This is a genomic window from Niallia tiangongensis (genome assembly GCF_044704065.1).
Taxonomy (GTDB): Bacteria; Bacillota; Bacilli; order Bacillales; family Cytobacillaceae; genus Niallia; species Niallia tiangongensis.
The window spans coordinates 1690092-1709415 of sequence record NZ_CP162613.1 but is presented as its reverse complement, the minus strand read 5'-3'; the positions used below and the strand labels follow the sequence as shown (position 1 = coordinate 1709415).

General features: G+C 35.4%; 16 protein-coding genes. 3 read left to right on the top strand and 13 right to left on the bottom strand.

The window, feature by feature from the left end; translation table 11 throughout:
• Positions 1-31 precede the first annotated feature (31 nt).
• The 11 genes from AB3U99_RS08025 to AB3U99_RS07975 form a co-directional block, all read right to left on the bottom strand.
• Positions 32-1375 (bottom strand): amidohydrolase family protein, encoded by a 1344-nt coding sequence (locus AB3U99_RS08025; RefSeq protein ID WP_400246763.1) that lies wholly within the window; start codon positions 1373-1375, stop codon positions 32-34.
• Positions 1376-1405: 30 nt separating this feature from the next.
• Positions 1406-2335: a nucleoside hydrolase gene (locus AB3U99_RS08020; protein WP_400246762.1), complete on the bottom strand. Its 930-nt coding sequence runs from the start codon at positions 2333-2335 to the stop codon at positions 1406-1408.
• A 22-nt stretch (positions 2336-2357) separates the two neighbouring features.
• A complete protein-coding gene (locus AB3U99_RS08015; protein ID WP_400246761.1) occupies positions 2358-2978 on the bottom strand; it encodes a hypothetical protein in 621 nt (206 codons plus the stop codon).
• Between the two features lie 47 nt (positions 2979-3025).
• Positions 3026-3847, bottom strand: coding sequence for a carbohydrate ABC transporter permease (locus AB3U99_RS08010; protein ID WP_400246760.1), 822 nt, complete (start codon positions 3845-3847; stop codon positions 3026-3028).
• Between the two features lie 70 nt (positions 3848-3917).
• A complete protein-coding gene (locus tag AB3U99_RS08005) occupies positions 3918-5162 on the bottom strand; it encodes an ABC transporter substrate-binding protein (protein ID WP_400246759.1) in 1245 nt (414 codons plus the stop codon).
• Positions 5163-5188: 26 nt separating this feature from the next.
• Positions 5189-6142: a carbohydrate ABC transporter permease gene (locus tag AB3U99_RS08000; RefSeq protein WP_400246758.1), complete on the bottom strand. Its 954-nt coding sequence runs from the start codon at positions 6140-6142 to the stop codon at positions 5189-5191.
• Between the two features lie 51 nt (positions 6143-6193).
• Entirely contained in the window at positions 6194-7276 is a 1083-nt protein-coding gene (locus tag AB3U99_RS07995; protein WP_400247997.1) for an ABC transporter ATP-binding protein, read from the bottom strand.
• A gap of 380 nt (positions 7277-7656) precedes the next feature.
• On the bottom strand, positions 7657-9696 hold the full coding sequence (locus AB3U99_RS07990; RefSeq protein WP_400246757.1) for a beta-galactosidase: 2040 nt from the start codon (positions 9694-9696) through the stop codon (positions 7657-7659).
• A gap of 24 nt (positions 9697-9720) precedes the next feature.
• The gene (locus AB3U99_RS07985) at positions 9721-10548 is read right to left on the bottom strand and encodes a carbohydrate ABC transporter permease (protein WP_400246756.1); all 828 of its coding nucleotides are present in this window, start codon (positions 10546-10548) and stop codon (positions 9721-9723) included.
• Positions 10548-11465, bottom strand: a complete 918-nt coding sequence (locus AB3U99_RS07980) for a carbohydrate ABC transporter permease (protein WP_400246755.1) — start codon at positions 11463-11465, stop codon at positions 10548-10550. Before AB3U99_RS07980 ends, AB3U99_RS07985 begins: the two co-directional genes overlap by 1 nt.
• Before the next feature lie 85 nt (positions 11466-11550).
• The gene (locus tag AB3U99_RS07975; RefSeq protein ID WP_400246754.1) at positions 11551-12864 is read right to left on the bottom strand and encodes an ABC transporter substrate-binding protein; all 1314 of its coding nucleotides are present in this window, start codon (positions 12862-12864) and stop codon (positions 11551-11553) included.
• Positions 12865-13069: 205 nt separating this feature from the next.
• Between AB3U99_RS07975 and AB3U99_RS07970 the strand changes: the two genes are divergently transcribed.
• Positions 13070-14308 carry a helix-turn-helix domain-containing protein gene (locus tag AB3U99_RS07970; protein WP_400246753.1) on the top strand — a complete coding sequence of 413 codons (1239 nt, stop codon included), beginning with the start codon at positions 13070-13072 and terminating at the stop codon, positions 14306-14308.
• A gap of 109 nt (positions 14309-14417) precedes the next feature.
• On the opposite strand, the gene AB3U99_RS07965 is transcribed toward AB3U99_RS07970, so the two are convergent.
• The gene (locus tag AB3U99_RS07965) at positions 14418-15149 is read right to left on the bottom strand and encodes a hypothetical protein (RefSeq protein ID WP_400246752.1); all 732 of its coding nucleotides are present in this window, start codon (positions 15147-15149) and stop codon (positions 14418-14420) included.
• 340 nt (positions 15150-15489) lie between these two features.
• Here AB3U99_RS07965 and AB3U99_RS07960 point away from each other — a divergent pair, with 340 nt between their 5' ends.
• Both AB3U99_RS07960 and AB3U99_RS07955 read left to right on the top strand, forming a co-directional pair.
• Positions 15490-16605 (top strand): ABC transporter ATP-binding protein, encoded by a 1116-nt coding sequence (locus AB3U99_RS07960; protein ID WP_400246751.1) that lies wholly within the window; start codon positions 15490-15492, stop codon positions 16603-16605.
• 94 nt (positions 16606-16699) lie between these two features.
• The gene (locus AB3U99_RS07955; RefSeq protein WP_400246750.1) at positions 16700-18205 is read left to right on the top strand and encodes a glycine betaine ABC transporter substrate-binding protein; all 1506 of its coding nucleotides are present in this window, start codon (positions 16700-16702) and stop codon (positions 18203-18205) included.
• Positions 18206-18535: 330 nt separating this feature from the next.
• On the opposite strand, the gene AB3U99_RS07950 is transcribed toward AB3U99_RS07955, so the two are convergent.
• Positions 18536-19249 (bottom strand): hypothetical protein, encoded by a 714-nt coding sequence (locus AB3U99_RS07950; RefSeq protein WP_400246749.1) that lies wholly within the window; start codon positions 19247-19249, stop codon positions 18536-18538.
• Between the last annotated feature and the right edge of the window lie 75 nt (positions 19250-19324).

Genomic DNA, 19324 nt, shown 5'->3' with positions numbered 1-19324 from the left:
CTCTCAATTCCTTCTATTTGTGTATAGAAATCTATATTCCTGCTTTTATTGCGATTGGTTTCAAAGCCTGTTTACTTTCAAACATGATTTTTTCTTCATCTAAAGTTAATACTTCTCGGTTTTTCATGACAATTTTACCGTCAATAATCGAGTCCTCCACATCCCTTGAGGTTGCACATTCTACAATGGTATTAATTAATTTATGAGAAGGACTTAAGTGAGGTTGATCAATATTTAATAAAACTAAGTCTGCTCTTTTTCCAACTTCTATGGATCCAATTTGCTCTTTAAGCATTAATGCAGATGCTCCCCCTGCTGTCACCATTTTCAACAAATCTTTAGCAGGAATAACCATTGGATCGAATATTGGTAACCCCCAATAAACATTAAGTCCAGAGCGAAGAACTCTCATTTCATCAAATAAACTTAAACTTGAACCAGCAGCTCCATCTGTCCCCATACCAATAGGCATATCATTTTGCATAAAGCGAGGAGTTTTTGGGAATCCATGACTTCCGAAATTACTTCTTGGATTATGAACGATGTTTACTTTTCTTTCCTTTAACAGATCAATCTCTGATTCGGATAATACAACACTATGTGCAGCTAATAAATTGGGACCAAGGGCTCCAAATTGGTCAAATACTTCCGCTGGTCTTTTTTGGTAATTTTGCAAACAATAGCTTACTTCATCCCGATGTTCTGATAAATGAATATGTAAACCAGTATTATATTCTTTTGCTTTCTCTGCCATATGTTCAATCAATGCAGGTGTACTTGTCATTACCTGACGTAGAGCAAACCAAATCTGAATTCTGCCATCACCTGCACCATGAAAGTCTCGATAAAGTGATTCGATTTTTTGAGCTGCTTCAAATGGATTACTCTTCATTGAATCAGGTATAAATGGTCCCTGATCCATAGTAGAACAAGTAATCGCTCCTCTTAAGCCAGATTGCACAGCCACCTCTGCAACTTTGTGCATATGTACTCCACCTGATTCAGCAAATGAAGTTGTTCCAGATTTAATCATCTCTAAACAACTAAGCTGGGCACTTTTGTATGCATCCTCTTCATTTAAACTACTCTCAAACGGCACTAAAATTCTTGCCCAAACCATTGGATACTCATCAGCAGTTCTTCCTCGAAGAAACTGTTGACAAATATGGGTATGTGCATCAACTAATCCAGGCATTAACAGCTTCCCATCTCCATATAATGTTTCCTTCGCTTCGTATTTCGCTTCAATATTTTCTACAGAATCGATTGCTAAAATAATATCTTCATTTATAACTACAGATTGATTTTCTTTTATCTCGAATTCTGGTGTGATCATACTGCAATTTTTTACTATTAGGTTCACTGCTGTTTTCATTGGTTTATCATCCTCTCGTCTTCTCTTATTTCAGACTATATTTTTATAAAAATCTTTCATAAACTTTTCTGCATCTACTTTAATACTGGCCTCTGTTTGCAACAGTTTCGATTCTTCACAATATAAATCTTCTGTTGTTCTTCCAGCCGAGACTCCTTCTACTTCTACTTCAATATGGATAGGAATGGTTTGCACAAGAGAAGGATCTTTACCAACTGCAATTGCTAAAGGGTCATGTAAGGCGCATCCTTTTAAATAGGGATGAATTTTTTTATAAGCATCAAGATAATACTCTGTAAATTCTGCAAAAAAATAAGATAGTTCCGTTCCTTTTTGTTTCCATTTAGCTACATCTTCTTTAGTCAATAATGTTTTTCTTGTTACATCTAACCCAACCATCGTTATAGGAAGATTCGTCTTATATACATAATTTGCAGCATGAGGATCTATTGCATAATTTGCCTCTGCATATCTATTTACATTTCCTGGCGTAGTAAGAGCTCCTCCCATCGATACAACTTTCCCTACTAGATTTACAATATTAGGGTCTTTTTTTATCGCTAATGCCAAATTTGTTAACGGTCCTGTCACTACTAACGTTAATTCTTCCTTATACTCATAAATTTTTTCTATTAGATAATCAACTGCATGTAAGGAAGGACAATCTACTAAATCCTCTGGATGAACATCACCAAGCGTATTCCCTAATCCATCCATCCCATGGATTAATCCATTGTATTCTTTTTCTAACACAAGAGGTTTTTCTGCCCCCTTCCATACACCTATTTCACTTCCTAGCATCTTTACTATTTTCTTCGCATTACGATATGTATAATCAACAGGAGCCATTCCGTAACATACAGTTATTCCCAAAAGCTCAATTTCAGGAGAATGAACGGCATATCCTATCGCTAATGCATCATCAATTCCAGTATCACAATCCAAAATCATTTTTACCATCTTATCACCATCTAGTTATTTTTTATGCTTGCCATGAGTTATAGGAAAAAGGAGGAACTTCAAGCTCTTTCTTTTCCTTATCATTAGTTACAATTTCTATTAATCTCTTTTTATAAGCTAAATTAACATCTTCTTTCTCTGGTATTACCTTACTTGCCTCTTCCAAAAAATGAAGGATATCTTTCCCTTGCTCTCTTCCTCTATTTGTATGCATATCAAGCGCAAAATCTGGAATCTCCGGCTTTCTTCCCTGTTCAAACTCATGAATAACAATATTCTTTAACCAATCGGAAGAACGCTCTTTCGTACATTGACATAAATAACGAATTGCATGAACAAAAAACATTGGGCGATCTCCATCTTTATAAGGAAAATTCTGTCTCATCGTATTTAAAGTGTTAATTAAAATAGGTGCACTCACCTCACCAAATCCAACATCTTCTACTGAAATAGCAAGTAGCCTTCTCCACATTTTTTCTTCAAATTCAGGACTTGTAATATACATTTCATATGCCACCGTAACTGCTTCTTCTTCTAAACCCCGTCTAATACTTTTTTGCAGAGCAGATATAATCTCATCCCCAGGTATACCGTTCCTCGTTTCTACTTTACTCCACGGGTCATAACTCATAAATTTTTCCATGAGGTACACCAACTTTCTGCTATATTTTTTAGATTGCATGAAACAAACTATTTCACAGAGCCTTCCGTTAGGCCCTGAACAATATACTTTTGAAAAATCATTACAATGATTAATATTGGTAGACTTGCAATCACACCAGCAGGAAGGATCATTTCATATTGAACCCCTTCCTGACCAATTAATTCGCCTATTCGAATGGGAATCGTTTTTAAATTTGTGTTGGTAAATACAGAAGCAAATATAAACTCATTCCATGCTCCAATGAAAACAAATATCCCAGTCGTGACAAGCCCAGGAAGAGATAATGGAAGAACCATTTTGACAATCGCCTCAAGTCTTGTACATCCATCCATTCTAGCTGCTTCCTCTATATCGTTTGGAACCGAAATAATAAAAGCTCTAAACATCCAAATAACATAAGGTAACGAAAAGGTAACATAGGCACATATAATACCAACATGAGTGTAAAGCAATCCACTCATTCGCATCAATATGAAAAGGGGAATTAATAACGCCATTTGTGGTAGCATTTGTGTTCCTAATATCATTAAATAGAGCGAATTTCTACCTGGAAATTGCAATCTCGCAAAGGCATAGGCTCCTAGTGTCCCAATTACTATACAGATTATGGTAGTAAAGGAGGCAAAAATAAAGCTATTAGATAGTGAACTGGTAAAAGACTCTGTTTGAAATAACTCGAGATAATATTTAAATGTGATTTCTTGTGGAATCCATGTTGGCGGATTTTGAAACAACTCCACTCTATATTTCATACTGGATAAAATTAACCATAAAAAAGGAAATAGCAAATATATCATTAAACCAATTGAAACCCCAATTAGTAATGTCTTTTTTGCATATTTTTTCAAAACGCGTCACCAGCACTTTCCCTTATTTTTTATAGGAAGAGGATAATGATATCCTCTCCCTTTTTATCTGTTATGGATTTATATTAAGCACTTCTGCTTCCGCATCCGAAAGTGCCTTTTCAGCATTTTTTTCTCCTTTAATAACTTGTAAAAATTGTCTAGATACTGTATCAGAAATCAATGTTGCTTGCTTATGTTTAAATAGGCCATGTGGATATTGAATTTGTTCCGAAACATAAGCAAAGTGTGGATATTTCTCTAGCACCTCTGCATCTTTTAAAACCTCTAAGTTAGCTGGAATTCTCGCCACTTCTGAAAGAGCCATTTTCTTCTCTTGGTCTGCACTTGTAGCAAATTTTATAAATTCAAAAGCTTCTTCTTTATGCTTGGAATTAGCTGGAATACCTATTGCACCGGTTTCTGCTAAACTGGACGTTTTTTCTGTACTACCCGGCATTAACGCAGTTCCTAAGTCACCAATAATCTTCGACTTTTCCGGATCATTAGCAAATCCTACAATATCTGGATAACCAATAAACATTGCAGTTTTTCCTTGTAAGAATTGATCTTTTGCTGATTCATTCTCAAATGATAAAGGATCTAAAATTTTCGCTTTTGTATTAATCTCTTCTAATCTCTGTAAAGATTTTAGCCCTTCTGGCGTATTAAAAGTTGGTTTATTGGCGGAATAATCCCAAAACTCTCCACCTTCTGCCCTTAAATTTAAAATAAAAGGTCTAATTGCATCTTGTTCTCTTAATTGAGTAGATAGAGCATATTCAACATCCGTTTTTTCTTGGATTTGTTTGCCCACTTCGATTAACTCTTCCCATGTTTCTGGAACCTTTGTAATGCCTGCTTCCTCAAAAATTTTCTTATTATAATAAAATTGAGTTAACCACAAATATCGAGGCACACCGTATATATTTCCATCATAAGAAAGATTATCAAAGCTTAATTCACTAAAACTATTTTTCATATCATCTGTAATATAGTCATCTAAAGGTTCTAAAAAGCCCTGTGATGCAAATTCATCAGCCCAATCATCACGAACATGGATAATATCATAGTCATCACTTCCACCACTTAAAGCAGTAAACATCTTATCATGCAATTGTTCAAACCCAACTACCTCATAATTCACCTTTATCCCTGTCTCTTGTTCAAATTCAGCTGCTTGATCTTGCCAAAACTGATCCCCTACATACAATATAGTAATCTCTTTCTCCCCTGAACTACTTGCTTTTTCTTTTCCACAAGCAGTGATTGAAATTAATAACAGAACTGCTAATATCGCTACCCCTATTTTCTTCATATAAATTTCCCCCTCTATAGACCCTATTAATTTTCTTTCCCTAACACCCGTAAATAAAATACAGTGATAACCATGGTAATAAAAGTAATTAACCAAGCGAGAGCAGATCCGTATCCTATATCTAAATAGCGGAAAGATTGGTCATATGCATATACATTCAATACCATAGTGCTATCTACTGGTCCCCCTTTTGTTAGTACACTAATGATGTCAAATACTCTTAGTGTCCACATTGTTTGAGTAACCATAACAACAAATAAAACAGGCTTTATTGTTGGTAAAACAATACTTTTAAACTGTTCAAATGGACCAGCTCCATCCACTTTTGATGCATCATATAATTCTTTCGGAACACTTTGAAGCGCTGCTAATATTAAAAGTGCAGCAAAAGGCGTACTCTTCCATATATCCGCTAAAATAATTGCTCCCATTGCTGTTGATTGTTCCGTTAACCACATAATTGGTTTATCAATAATGTGCAACTCTAGCAAAATATGATTTATAATCCCATTGCTAGAACTATACATCCACTGCCACATGAGTGCATTTACTACATTCGACAATGCCCAAGGAATAAGGAATAATCTTTTAAATAACCATGCTCCCCATATGCCATGATGAATAAATAGAGCAATGGCAAAGGCGATAATTACCGTTCCTAACACACTAACAATAGTAAACACAACAGTATTCGACATAATATTCAGAATTCTAAGATCCGAAAATATTTTTAAATAGTTGTTTAATCCAACAAATTCAAAATCGATAACACCAGCTTTATACCCTACTTTGTTTAAAGACATCACAAAAGAATAAATGATTGGAAAAACAATCGTTAGTAATATTAAAAGCAAGGATGGAAATAAATAGATAGAAGCTGTTTTTGTTTCAGATAACCTATCAAATCGTTTTCTCAAACTTAATGATTTCGTCTTCTCTGTCTTTTTCTTTAAACTCTCTTTTGATAGCTGGGTTTGCAAAGGATCCCCTCCAACACACTATAAATTTCATTAAAACTAAATGTCCGTAGATTAATTAAATATATTTTCTTCTTTAACTGAATCAAAAAAGTGTAATTTTTCAAGAGTCAATCCAATTTGAACGGTATCTCCTATTTTTAGATGGTTATAACCTTCTAATCTAATTAATACATCGCCAACATCGGTTTTACAGAAAATCACCGTTTCAGAGCCAAGGTACTCGAGTGTCTCAATGATTCCAGTAAGATGCTCATTCCCTTTGGTAGTAAGAAATAAATCCTCCGGACGGATACCGACGATAACAACTTGTCCATCATATTCACTTAACTTCTCAGCTTTATCTTTCGGGATATTCCAACATCTTTTACTTAAAGTTACAAAAGGGACTTTATCTTTTATTCCTACATTCCCATGAAGAAGATTCATGGGCGGTGTTCCTATAAAACTAGCAACAAAAGTATTTTTTGGGTTCTTATAAATGTTTGCAGGGGTGTCTATTTGTTCTAGCTTTCCTTTATTCATCACAGCTATTCTAGTACCTAATGTCATTGCTTCTACTTGGTCATGTGTTACATAAACCATTGTTGACTGGAGCTGTTGATGTAATTTGGATATTTCTTTTCTTGTGGATACTCGGAGGCTTGCATCTAAGTTGGATAGTGGTTCATCAAATAGGAAAATATCTGGTCGTTTTACAATTGCTCTTGCTAAAGCAACTCTTTGTCTTTGCCCACCTGATAAATGCTTTGGTTTTCGTTTTAATAATCCATCTAATCCTAGCATTTTTGCAGTATGCTGAATCATTTCATTCATATTATCTTTCGGTACTTTTGCTTTCCTTAATCCAAAAGCAAGATTTTCATATACATTTTTATGTGGATATAAAGCATAGCTTTGAAATACCATACCAATTTTTCTCTCACCTGGGGACAACTCATTTATGATTTGATCATTAAATACTAGTGTCCCTTCTGAGATTTTCTCAAGACCTGCTATCAATCTTAATGTAGTTGTTTTTCCACAGCCTGATGGTCCTACTAAAACTAAAAACTCTCCTTTTTCTATTTCGAGATTTAGATTATTTACCGCCAAGGAATTATCATTGTATTTCTTCGTAATTCCGTTTAATATCATTTTAGTCAAGCGACCACCTCAATTTCTTATATATACATAGAATTTTCAGAATATTTAATGTTATGATTCCTAACATATAGCAATAACATGGATTCATTTTAATCAAGATTTTTATAGAAGTCATTGTATATTGTGTATAATAATAACATTCCATTTTATTCAATATAGATAAATATTTGCGTTTAATTGTCAAAATAAAACAATATTTGCACCTAATTACCGAACATTGACGTAAACTTTAGTAACATCATTCATATTTAAATATGCTCCAATTTACTATGGAAATTATTTCGACTTTCAATTATATTTTACACAAATAAAAGAGCATGATTTGACTAATCAATCCAAATCATGCTCTTCTTACTGTATACATTCCATACTCACTCTAATACTAACACATCATAACCCTTCAAACTTACCTTCTGATAAACCTTCTCTCCTGTTAAAATATCTGTCATTTCTTGTTTCACGTCAATTTCTTGAGGCTGGTTGGAATAATTTAACAAGAAAACAAAATCCTTCTCCTCTTTCTTGCGAATAGATAACTCTACACTTTCAGGTAAATCAAAATTATTTTTGTAGTCATTTATTTGTGTTTCTTCGATTAGTTTTTCGGCAAGCTCGATAGTAAAAACACCACCAAAATAATAACAAGTACCCTCTCCATATTTCCGCTTTACTAGGCCTGGCTTTCCTTCAAAATAGCAATCTGAATACTTCCCAAGCACTTCAGCATTGTCTGCCTCTATTTTCAAAACCTCATAAAAATTAGTTGTTTTAATCTCCGTTTTTTCTTGATAGATTATCTTTGGTGTAGCTTCAAATGGTGCTTCCCTTGTAAAGTCCTCTACCGTAATTCCAGTGAGCTCTGCTAGATAACCAGGAAAGGCTTTCATATAAGTTTGACCCGTTTCATCTTTATAGCCCGTTCGGCAGCCTAATATTAATTGACCTCCTTGATTTACATACTCTTTCAACAAATCTGCTGTTTGTTCTGACACAATTGCTGCATGAGAATATACTAAAACTTTGTATTTTTTCATTTCCTCTACGTTAGAGTTTCTGTTTAAATTATAAGCATCTACAGGTACGTGATTGTACTGCAACGCTTTAAACCATGCATCTTTGCTTATGGAAGTAAATGGCCCACTCCACTTATCAAATTCCCCGTCCCACTCATTATCATAATTGTTGACAATTGCTATTTCTGCCTGGTAACTTGCACCTACTATCTTCTCTCCTATTAGCTGAATCTCCTTGCTTACTTGCTCCACTTCTTTTATACGGCGGTTGGGCAAATTATGATAGTCATTAATGCCATGCCAATAAATTTCTGTTCCTTTTGTCGCTGTTCTCCAGCGGAAATACATGACTAAATCTGCACCATGAGCAATCGACTGGTATGTCCAAAGACGAAGCTGTCCTGGATTAGGCGACGGCTGTTCTAGTCTTGTTACCCATCCTCCGGGACCAGACTGCTGTTCAAATATAGCAAAATTGGGTGAAATACTGCGAACGACACTTAAGTTCCAGCTCCATTTCCGGTCACGTAAAGGCTTCTCACTTTTATCTTCTAATACTCTTCCAAAATTAGGATAGGAATCATAAGCATAGAAGTCTAGCACTTCATTCGTTAATTTATGATTATCGAGATGCTTAAACATCCCATTGGTCGTAACCCATTGATTGTTTGTATATTTTCGAATGATGTCTCCTTGCATTTTTGCATAAGAAATAGCGCTATCCGAAATGAACCTCTTTTCATCTAACATTTGATGAGGATTCGGTGAATTTGGAACCGTTGTACGCGTTAAATAGACTTGATCCCAACTTGTATACGTCTGATTCCAAAAAACAGTTCCCCACGCTTTATTTAAATGATCTAACGTTTTATACTTTTCTTTCGCCCATTTTCTAAAAGCAAGATGATCTGCTTCTGAATAAAAAACATCTATTTCACAATTTAATTCATTATCAATCTGCCAGCCGACAACTCCTGGATTAGTGTTATAATGTTTTGCCATTTCTGTAACGATAACCGAACTTAGTCTTCGATAGTTTTCCGAATTATAGTTATAATGTCGACGTGCGCCATGCTGGTATGGAATACCTGATTGGGATACATTCAACACATCGGGATATTTATGTGTGAGCCATGCTGGTGGTGTTGCTGTCGGAGTACCGAGCACTGTTTTTAAGCCAAGATTATGAGCCTTTTCAATCGCCCAATCAAATAAATCAAAGGAGTATATCCCTTCTTCTGGCTCAAATATCGTCCACGCAAATTCACCCATGCGAACATAGGTAAATCCTAACTCTTTCATTCTTTGAAAATCATCTTCCCACAGTTCCTCTGGCCAGTGCTCTGGATAATAGCAAACACCTAGTGTTATTTTTTCTGCTGTCCATTTTTTTGTCATTATTTAATCTCCTATCTATACAATTTATTCTTTTATCGAACCACCTAAAATACCGGAAATAAAATGCTTTTGCAGGATGAGAAAAACAGCCATTACTGGTATTACCGAAATTGCTGTACCTAACATCAATTGTCCGTAATCAATAGAATTAAGACCAGCTAAAGTGGATAAAGCTACTGGCAAAGTATAATTTTCCTGTGTTGTCATCACAATTAATGGCCACATAAAATTATTCCATTGATGGGTAAAAAGGAAAATCCCAACAGCTGCTAAGGCCGGCTTCATTGTTGGCAAAGCAATTTTGAAAAAAATAAAGAATTCTCCTGCTCCATCTATTCTTGCCGCTTCAATTAAGGAATCGGGTATCCCCTGCATATTTTGCCTAATCAAAAAGATAGCAAATGGATAGCATATTTGTGGCAATATAATCGCTTGATACGTATTAATCCAGTCTATCGCTCCAAAGATTTGAAATAGCGGAATAATCGTAGCCTGATACGGGATCATCATCGCCAATAAAAAAGATGCAAATATCAGATTGCTACCCTTAAATTTAAATTTCGCAAAAGCATAGCCTGCTGCGGAGCAAATGAATAAACTTACTAAGACAAACACAATCGCAATGAGAGATGAATTAGTTACTGCTTTGACAATATCGATGGAATTGCTTAAATTTCGTAAATTCTCCAGCAAGTAATTACCTGGAAGCAACTTAGGAGGAAAGGCCAGCACATCGCCTGAAGGATTGGTCGCACCTACAACCATCCAATAAAAAGGACCAATCGAAATAACAACACCAATTAGTAAAAATAGATGCATACATATTTTTTGAATCCGTTTCTGTTTTGCCATTAGTCATTCCTCACCACCTTAAATTGAATCCATGATAGAACTGCGATAAAGAGTACAATTACATAAGCAATGGCAGATGCATAGCCAAAATTAAAGAAACTGAAGCCTTGATTATAGAGATAGTAAGTAATCGTTATCGTCGCATTATTTGGACCACCATTTGTTAAGTTGTACGGCTCATCAAATAATTGAAAGGAGCCAATTGTTGACATAACAAAAGTAAATAATAGGACTGGCTTAAGCTGGGGAATCGTGATATAAAAAAATTTCTTTATCGTACTGGCACCATCTATACTAGCTGCTTCATACAAACTATTCGGGATATTTTGTAAGCCAGCTAATAAGATAACCATGTTATAGCCAGTCCATCTCCATGTTGTTACAAGAATAAGAGAAACCTTCGCCCAGAAAGGATCTGTTAACCAACGAACCTTATCAAGTCCGATCGAAGTTAATAAATAATTGATTAATCCGTAATCTGTATTCAGTAATAATACAAAGATGATAGAGGCTGCAACTAATGAAGTAACAGCAGGTGTAAAAAAAGCTACTCGGTAAAAACCTTTCATTCTTAATAACCCAGAATTCAATACACTGGCTAAAATGACAGCAAGAAATAACATTATCGGAACCTGCACTAACAAAATAATAAAGGTATTGCCTAGCGCCTTATAAAAGAGCGGGTCACTGAAAAGCCGAGTATAATTTGCAAACCCAGAGAAAGTATAAACACCTGCAACCTTTGTTTGAAAGCTTAATAGAAAAGAAGCAATAATAGGATAAACGGTAAAAGCAATAAACAATAATAGGGCAGGACCAACAAATATATAAGGAACTGTCTTAGGCGTGACAAACTGTTTCTTCTTTTTTATTGTTAAACGATTCGTTCCTGTTTCCAGCATTTTATTATCCGACATACTTCTTCCCCTCCTTTTTTAGAGGCTGCTTTAAAAATAGGTTCTAACTCTAAGCTAGCCTCTAATTCTGCATTAAAAATAGTTATTAATTGCTCGATTCTAATCCAGTTTGCTGCTCTGCCTGTTTTTTACCAACTTCCAATATTTGCGCTGCTGGTTTATTCTCAAGCAAGAATGCTTCCATTTGACTTGTCATGATTGATCGAAGCTCTAACTCTGCACTGCTGTGATTAACGGAAGGAATATCTGTTACTGTATCAGCAAAATCTTTAAAGAATGTTTGGTTATTAAAGTATTCTTGTTCTTCGCTGAAAACTGGCTCTTCATATGCCGATAATAAAGCCGGGAATAACCCTCTATTCGTTAGCGCTTTAATTTGTGAATCTACATCTGTTGATGCAAATTCAGCAAACACATAAGCTGCTACTTTATTATCCGATTTACTTGGAATCGCTAATGCAGATCCCCCATCATTAGAAGCTCTTCCTCCCCCTTCTTCAAAGGCAGGCAATTGAAACATGCCCCACTTCCCGGACAATTCAGGCATTTGTTCGATCATCGTTCCACTCCACCAAACTGCACCAGGCTGTGTCGCAACCTCTCCGTTTTTCATCGCTGCTACTTGACCATCCCAGTTATTCGTATAGATAATTAATCCTGCATCTTTCATTTTTTGTAGAATAGCTACTACCTTTTTAGCTGCATCAGAAGTAAGATCTAATTTATCATCTTCTGTAAAATAATAGCTTCCTTGCTGTTGAAGCATAATTCTAAGCAGTCCATCACTATCTGTTCCTAAAAATGCCTTGCCTGTATATGCAACAACCTTTTTCCCTGCTTCAATATAGTCATCCCATGTCTGAATGCTCCCTGGATCAATTCCAGCCTCCTCAAAAATATCTGTCCGATAGATAACTCCAACTGGTCCTAAATCCCTTGGTGCTGCAATAATATTTCCATCCTTATCCTTTAATCCATCTATTTTTGATTTAGAAAATTCATTTTCATGCTTATCAAAGCCAAGTGAACTTAAATTCGTAAATGCATCAGGAAAATCGTCTGTAAACGAATGAATGCGGTTATTTTCGACCTGTACTACATCTGGTAATCCACTTCCGCCTGCTGAAAGACCTGCACTAACTTTTTGGTATACTTGATCGACTCCAATATGCTCAACCTTCACATTCACATTTGGATATTTTTTATTAAATGCAGGAAGAACATCCTTTTCTAAATAGTTTGCTTCCAACGCCCAAGCCCAAACAGTCACATCACCTTTTACATCTTCTGGATTATCCGGAATCGTTAAATCTTCCGTACTCGATGAAGAGCTATTACTACAAGCTCCTAACACAATCGTGAATAGGAATAATAAAATAAAACCATACATTTTCCTCATAAAAGCCCACTCCCTTTAAGAAAGAATTTTTCACAAACTATTAATCTACAAAGGAAACACAATTAATAGTAAGCGCTTACTTCAGTAGTCCAAGTATATACTGATATTGAAGTTGTTTATGGTATAATTTCTATTATTTTAGTATTTTAACTACCTTATCACTCTCTAAATTTTGACAAAATTCAATTTAATGGAGGAGAATCTAGTGGAAAATCGTCTAAATATGAAGAATTTGGAGTATGTATGTAACATAATGAAAGATATATTAAATGTCTCTATTACTATACTTGATAATGAAGGAACCATAATAACAGAGATACCAGCAAATGAATTATGTAATCCTCTTTATCCCTCTAAACAATCATTTTATAGGCAAGTCCTTAGTAGTAATAGAAAGAAAAATCATGATCCTATTATAAGAAGCACTACTTATTATGAAAACGTATCCATTATTCAATTTGCCAACTTAGGAACCATCATATTAGGTCCAGTACTATCTTCCCGACCAACTAGAGTGCTTATCGATGAATTGATTTCTACTCATGGAAGAAAAGAGATGGAAGATACATTAAGCGATTATTATTATTCTCTTCCTGTAATAAGCAATGCGAAATTAGGGCAAGTCTGCAAACTTTTCTATTTTTTATACAATAACAAGATTTATGACAATGAAATTGCCTTTCCAAAAATACAATCGCCCAATCATGTAATCGATGAAAAGATTGCAAATAAATACATGTTAGAAATACACCAAGACTCTTCTTTTCACCATGATCCTATTGCTGAGAAAAAAATCTATCAATTTATTATAGATGGTCAAAAAGAAAATCTTCTTGCTTATTGGAAAGCTTTTAAGGAAAACACTTCTTTTGATTTCGGAAAGCTTTCTAAAAAAAATGAAGTAAGAAATCAAAAAAATTTATCCATTGCAACAATTACACTTGCAACTCGCGCAGCCATTACAGGTGGTCTTCATCCTGAGATCGCCTATACTTTAGGAGACCGTTTTATTCAAGACTTGGAGGAATTGCAAGATTTAAAGGATATTCATCTTTTCACTGAAAATATTTTATATGAGTTTGCAGATAAAGTAGCTAAAACAAAAAGGGAAAATTACTCCAGACCTATCTTTCAATGCAGAAACTATATTTACAAACATATCTATGAACCACTAACCTTACAATCCATCGCAGAGCATTTATCCATCAGCCCAAAATACTTATCGAATTTATTTAAACAAGAAGTGGGGATGCCCATTAGTGAATATATACAGCAAACGAAAATTGAGGAAGCAAAAAAGCTAATGACTTTCGCTGAACACTCCTTATCCGATATTCATGCCCTTTTAAATTTTACCGATCAAAGCTACTTCACTAAAGTATTTAAAAAATATACCGGGATTACTCCTAAAGAATTTAGGAAGAAATCAGTTGATTTTTTATAAAAAATTAGAAATAGGGCTTATCCAACAGCAAGTTACTGCGTTGGACAAGCCCTATCAGATTAAAAGGTTCCTTAGAATACTTATTTAAAAATCTTCTATCGTATAACAATTAATCGATCATCTTAAGAATCGTTCCGATATCATGGTTCTCCACATATGGCTCACTATCATTTAACATTTCATCTGTAAACTTAATACCACTCATCACAATATAAGGAACTTCTACATTACTTACACGTGAAAGCTGCATAACCGCATCACCTCTGAATAATTCAAGTGGCTCTGACTGCTCCGTTTCCGTATCATAAATCTGTACATCACCACTCGGAACTGTGCCATACATATAACTACTAATGTAGAGGATATATCGCTCATCTAGCCAAAGTGCCCCACTCGGATAATTTTGTACTCCTGAAGTAGCTCTCGTATTAATGATTTCTTGTAGTCCCTTCTCTTCAGAATAGATATAAAGAGCCCCACCTTCTTCCCAGCCATATTGTGGTGTTAACAACACTTTTGCGCGTGTTGGCGAATAATCGACCGGTTCCATCTTAGCAAATGAACGATCATGGTCAAATGTTTGCTTAGATCCATCCTCTTTTGTTATCACCAAAGAAGTTGGTTCAACACTGTAGGATAGACTTTCTCTCTCTGTTTCTGTTTCTGTTTCACTATTATTTTCGGCATCGACATTCTCTTCGTTTTTGCTATCATTCGATGCTTCCTCTGCAATTGTTGCAGAATCTGGTTTCGTTGCCTTTTGAAACGAATAGTTACCAATAAACACAATTCCAATGCCAATTATTAATACAGCAGCTATTCCTATAAAAAATCCTATCAAAATATTTTTAATAATAATCCCTCCATTAATCCCTATTAAATCATTAAGAAACGGGTCTAATAATAGCTTTAATACTATTCTCCACTAGCAAAAGTAATAATTCAATATCTTTTATTTCAATCCAAAAGTATGTAAATCCTGCAATTATTTAAATATAGGACAACGTCAAAAAATAGTAGTATAATACACTACTTCCCATAACTTTCCCTTTTTGGACCCTATTTTTCGAAAATTATGATACAATAGTTAATGACGGTAATTATATTAAAAAAAGGGGGTTACTTAGTTAGCAAAATCGGGTAATTAGTTTTAAAGAAAAGTCTGGAGGTGTTCGTAGAAATTGATCCAATTTAAAGAAGTTACTAAAACGTTTCAAGATGGGTTTAAAGCACTTAAAAACATCACATTTCAAGTGAATGAAGGAGAATTGCTTGTTCTCATTGGACCAAGTGGTTCTGGCAAAACAACCACTATGAGGATGATCAATCGACTTATAGAACCTTCGAGTGGCACGATTACTATTGAAGGTAAAGATATTTCCACTGAGGATCCAGTCAAACTCCGCAGAACTATTGGCTATGTCATCCAGCAAATAGGTTTGTTACCCCATATGACGATAAAAGAAAACGTCTCGCTCGTTCCTCGACTTCAAAAATGGAAAAAAGAACAATACATGGATAAAATCAATGAATTAATGAACATGGTTGGACTTGATCCAGAAATTTTCGGTGATCGCTATCCTTCTGAATTAAGCGGTGGACAGCAACAAAGAATTGGTGTTATCAGGGCACTTGCTGCTGAGCCGAAAATAATACTGATGGATGAACCATTCAGCGCCTTGGACCCTATTAGTCGAGAGCAGCTTCAGGATGAATTAGTTCGATTACAGCAGGAAATTCAAAAAACGATTGTATTCGTTACACATGATATGGATGAAGCGCTCAAAATAGCGGACCGTATTTGTATAATGAAAGATGGCGAAATCGTACAAATCGATAGCCCAGAAAATATTTTACGAAGACCTGCTAATGAATTTGTTCGTAGCTTTATTGGCGAAGACCGATTACAAGAAAATATTTCCTTGCCTCCATTAAAAAAGCTAATGATTTCACCTGTTACTGCAAGCCAATCCCGTGGCCTTGCAGAATCATTAAAATTAATGAGAAGAAAACGGGTTGATAGTCTTGTCGTGTTAGACAATGCTAATACCTTTCTTGGAATAGCATCCGTTTGGGATGTGCAAAAACACTATAATGAAGAAGAATTAACCTTAAAAGATATAATCGATACAAATGTACCAACACTTAAAATAGAGAATCCAACAGAAATGGCTTTTCAGCTTGTTAGTGAATCCAATTACGGCTTTGTTCCAGTAATTGATGAGGATTCTAAAATTGTCGGTATTGTCAATCGCGCAAGCCTTGTTGAATACATAGCCGATCAAATTGGTGAATAAAAAGGAGGTATGAATCATTCCTAATATAATTACAGAGACAATAGATGTCTTTATCAACCGTTGGCCAACAATATGGAACTTAATTTTAGAGCATATGTACCTTTCTCTACTTTCGATTGCTATTGCAATTATTATTTCCGTCCCTCTAGGAATCTATTTAACTCGCCATAGAAAAATAGCAGACTCTATTATTGGAGTTGCCGGCGTCTTTCAAACAATACCAAGTCTTGCACTATTAGTGTTTCTAGTGCCATTCATCGGAACTGGTAAACTTCCAGCAATTATCGCTTTAACTGTTTATGGTTTATTGCCGATTTTACGCAATACATATTTAGGGATTGTTGGGGTAGAACGATCCGCAATAGAAGCTGGTGTTGGGATGGGCATGACCAACCGGCAAGTATTGTGGATGGTTGAATTACCCTTATCCTTAAGGGTTATCATGGGAGGAATACGGACCGCAACTGTCTTAATTATTGGTGTGGCAACAATAGCTGGACTAATTGGAGCAGGCGGACTGGGTGATTTAATCTTCCGTGGTTTACAAACATACAATACCGGTCTTATACTCGCTGGTGCTGTTCCGTCTGCACTATTGGCGATTATATTTGATTATTTATTGAAACTTCTAGAAGATGACGTAACACCTCAAGGTTTGCATCAAAATAAAAAAGCGAATAAAAATAAAAGTCGAAGTAAAATTCGAATATGGATTATCGCAGCAATAATCGTCCTACTTCCACTATCCACTGTCATTGCAAATTTCAGCAATGGAAAAAGTGGAGAAGACACCATCACAATTACTGGTAAAAATTTCACCGAACAAGAAATTATGGTTTACGTCATGGGACATCTGATTGAAGAGCATACAGATTTAAAGGTAAACTATGAATCTTTTCTTGGCGGGACAGCTCCAGCATTTGAAGGAGTAAACACCGGCAATTATGATATGTACATGGAGTATACAGGAACAGGACTATTAAGCATTTTAAAAGAAGAGATGGTCAGTGATCCAGACAAAGCCTATGACATTGTAAAAAAGAAATTTAAAGAAGACTACAATTTAGTTTGGCTAGAGCCATTCGGGTTTAACAACACATACACATTAACACTTCGCAAAGAAGATGCCAAAAAGTATAATATAAAAACGATTTCCGACTTAAAACAGATGGCACCAGAACTAACCTTAGGCTCTGAACCAGAATTCCTTGAAAGAGAGGATGGTTATCCTGGTCTCGTTGATACTTATAGAATAGAATTTAAAAATACGCAAGCAATGGACTCCGGCATTATGTACAGTGCGATTAAAAACGGAGATGTCGATGTAATTGATGCCTTTTCAACAGATGGACGCATCCCTGCATTTGATTTACAGGTTCTAGAAGACGATCAAAACTTCTTCCCTCCATACTACGCTACGCCCGTAATTAGAGCAGAAACATTAGAAAAACATCCAGAATTAGAAGAAGTACTAGGCATGCTTGTTGGAAAAATTGATAATGAAAAAATGCAAGAATTAAATGCTCGTGTAGATATTGATAAAGAGCAATATGAAGATGTGGCAGTAGACTTTTTGAAAGAGGAAGGTCTTATTGAATAATTAAAATAGTGGTCTGGACATAGTTATCCCCGAACAACCATAGGAGTTCCATATGGTTGTTCGGGGTTTTTATTAGTTTATAAATGGCATGTTTTAAATGGCTGTGATTCACCCGCAGCCTGAATACACTTCGCTTTCCGTGGGGCTTGCACTGAGTCGCTTCGGCACATTGCCTGCAGGGTCCCAGCTGTCTCGATAATCCCACTGGAGTCTACGTGTATTCAGGCTGCTCCGTCTTACCAATTCATTAATTTTTTTATTTCCACAATAGTATATAGAAAAACAATCTTTAATAACCAAGTGGCATGGAGCGGAGGACACTCATATCCATTATTGAATCATTTCAAGAATTTCTTCTATATCATGGTTCTCCACATAAGATTTACTATCATTTAACATTTCATCTGTAAACTGGATTCCGCTCATAACAATATAAGGTTTATCTACATCACTTACGCGTGAAAGTTGCAAGACTGCATCGCCTTTAAATAATTCAAGTGGCAATATCTGCTGTGTTTCTGTATCATAAATCTGTAATTCTCCACTAGGAATCGTCCCGTACATATAACTATTAATATAGATAATATATCGCTCATCTAACCAAAGAGCGCCACTAGGATAATATTGTTCTCCTGACGTAACTTTGACATTGATTAGCTCCTTTAGTCCATTTTCTTTAGAATAGACATAAAGCGCCCCACCTTCTTCCCACCCATATTGTGGTGTTAACAAGACTTTTTCACGAGTTGGCGAGTAATCAACAGGCTCCATCTTCCCAAAAGCATTATCATGCTCAAATATTTGTTCTGATCCATCCTCTTTTGTTAAAATCAATGAAGTTTGTTCGACACTGTAGGATACATTACCATTACCACTGTCTGTCTCTTCTGTTTCCTTACTATTTGATTCTTCTTTAACGATTGTCTCAGACTTTGCCTCAGTTGCCTTTTGGAAAGAATAATTACCAATAAATAAAATTCCTGCTCCGATGATTAACACAGTGGCAACACCAATAATAAATCCTATCCATATATTTTTTTTCACGAATAATCCCTCTCTTTCTTCCTAACATACTTTCCCATATTACCATACCATATTTTGTGTCATTGATTCTCTATC

Bases quoted from the DNA above. Each gene is read 5' to 3' on its own strand.
- AB3U99_RS08020 (WP_400246762.1), bottom strand. From the start codon at position 2,335: ATGGTAAAAATGATTTTGGATTGTGATACTGGAATTGATGATGCATTA.
- AB3U99_RS07980 (WP_400246755.1), bottom strand. From the start codon at position 11,465: ATGTCGGATAATAAAATGCTGGAAACAGGAACGAATCGTTTAACAATA.
- AB3U99_RS08005 (WP_400246759.1), bottom strand. From the start codon at position 5,162: ATGAAGAAAATAGGGGTAGCGATATTAGCAGTTCTGTTATTAATTTCA.
- AB3U99_RS08015 (WP_400246761.1), bottom strand. From the start codon at position 2,978: ATGGAAAAATTTATGAGTTATGACCCGTGGAGTAAAGTAGAAACGAGG.
- AB3U99_RS08025 (WP_400246763.1), bottom strand. From the start codon at position 1,375: ATGAAAACAGCAGTGAACCTAATAGTAAAAAATTGCAGTATGATCACA.
- AB3U99_RS07955 (WP_400246750.1), top strand. From the start codon at position 16,700: ATGTACCTTTCTCTACTTTCGATTGCTATTGCAATTATTATTTCCGTC.
- AB3U99_RS07990 (WP_400246757.1), bottom strand. From the start codon at position 9,696: ATGACAAAAAAATGGACAGCAGAAAAAATAACACTAGGTGTTTGCTAT.
- AB3U99_RS07995 (WP_400247997.1), bottom strand. From the start codon at position 7,276: ATGATATTAAACGGAATTACGAAGAAATACAATGATAATTCCTTGGCG.
- AB3U99_RS07985 (WP_400246756.1), bottom strand. From the start codon at position 10,548: ATGGCAAAACAGAAACGGATTCAAAAAATATGTATGCATCTATTTTTA.
- AB3U99_RS07975 (WP_400246754.1), bottom strand. From the start codon at position 12,864: ATGAGGAAAATGTATGGTTTTATTTTATTATTCCTATTCACGATTGTG.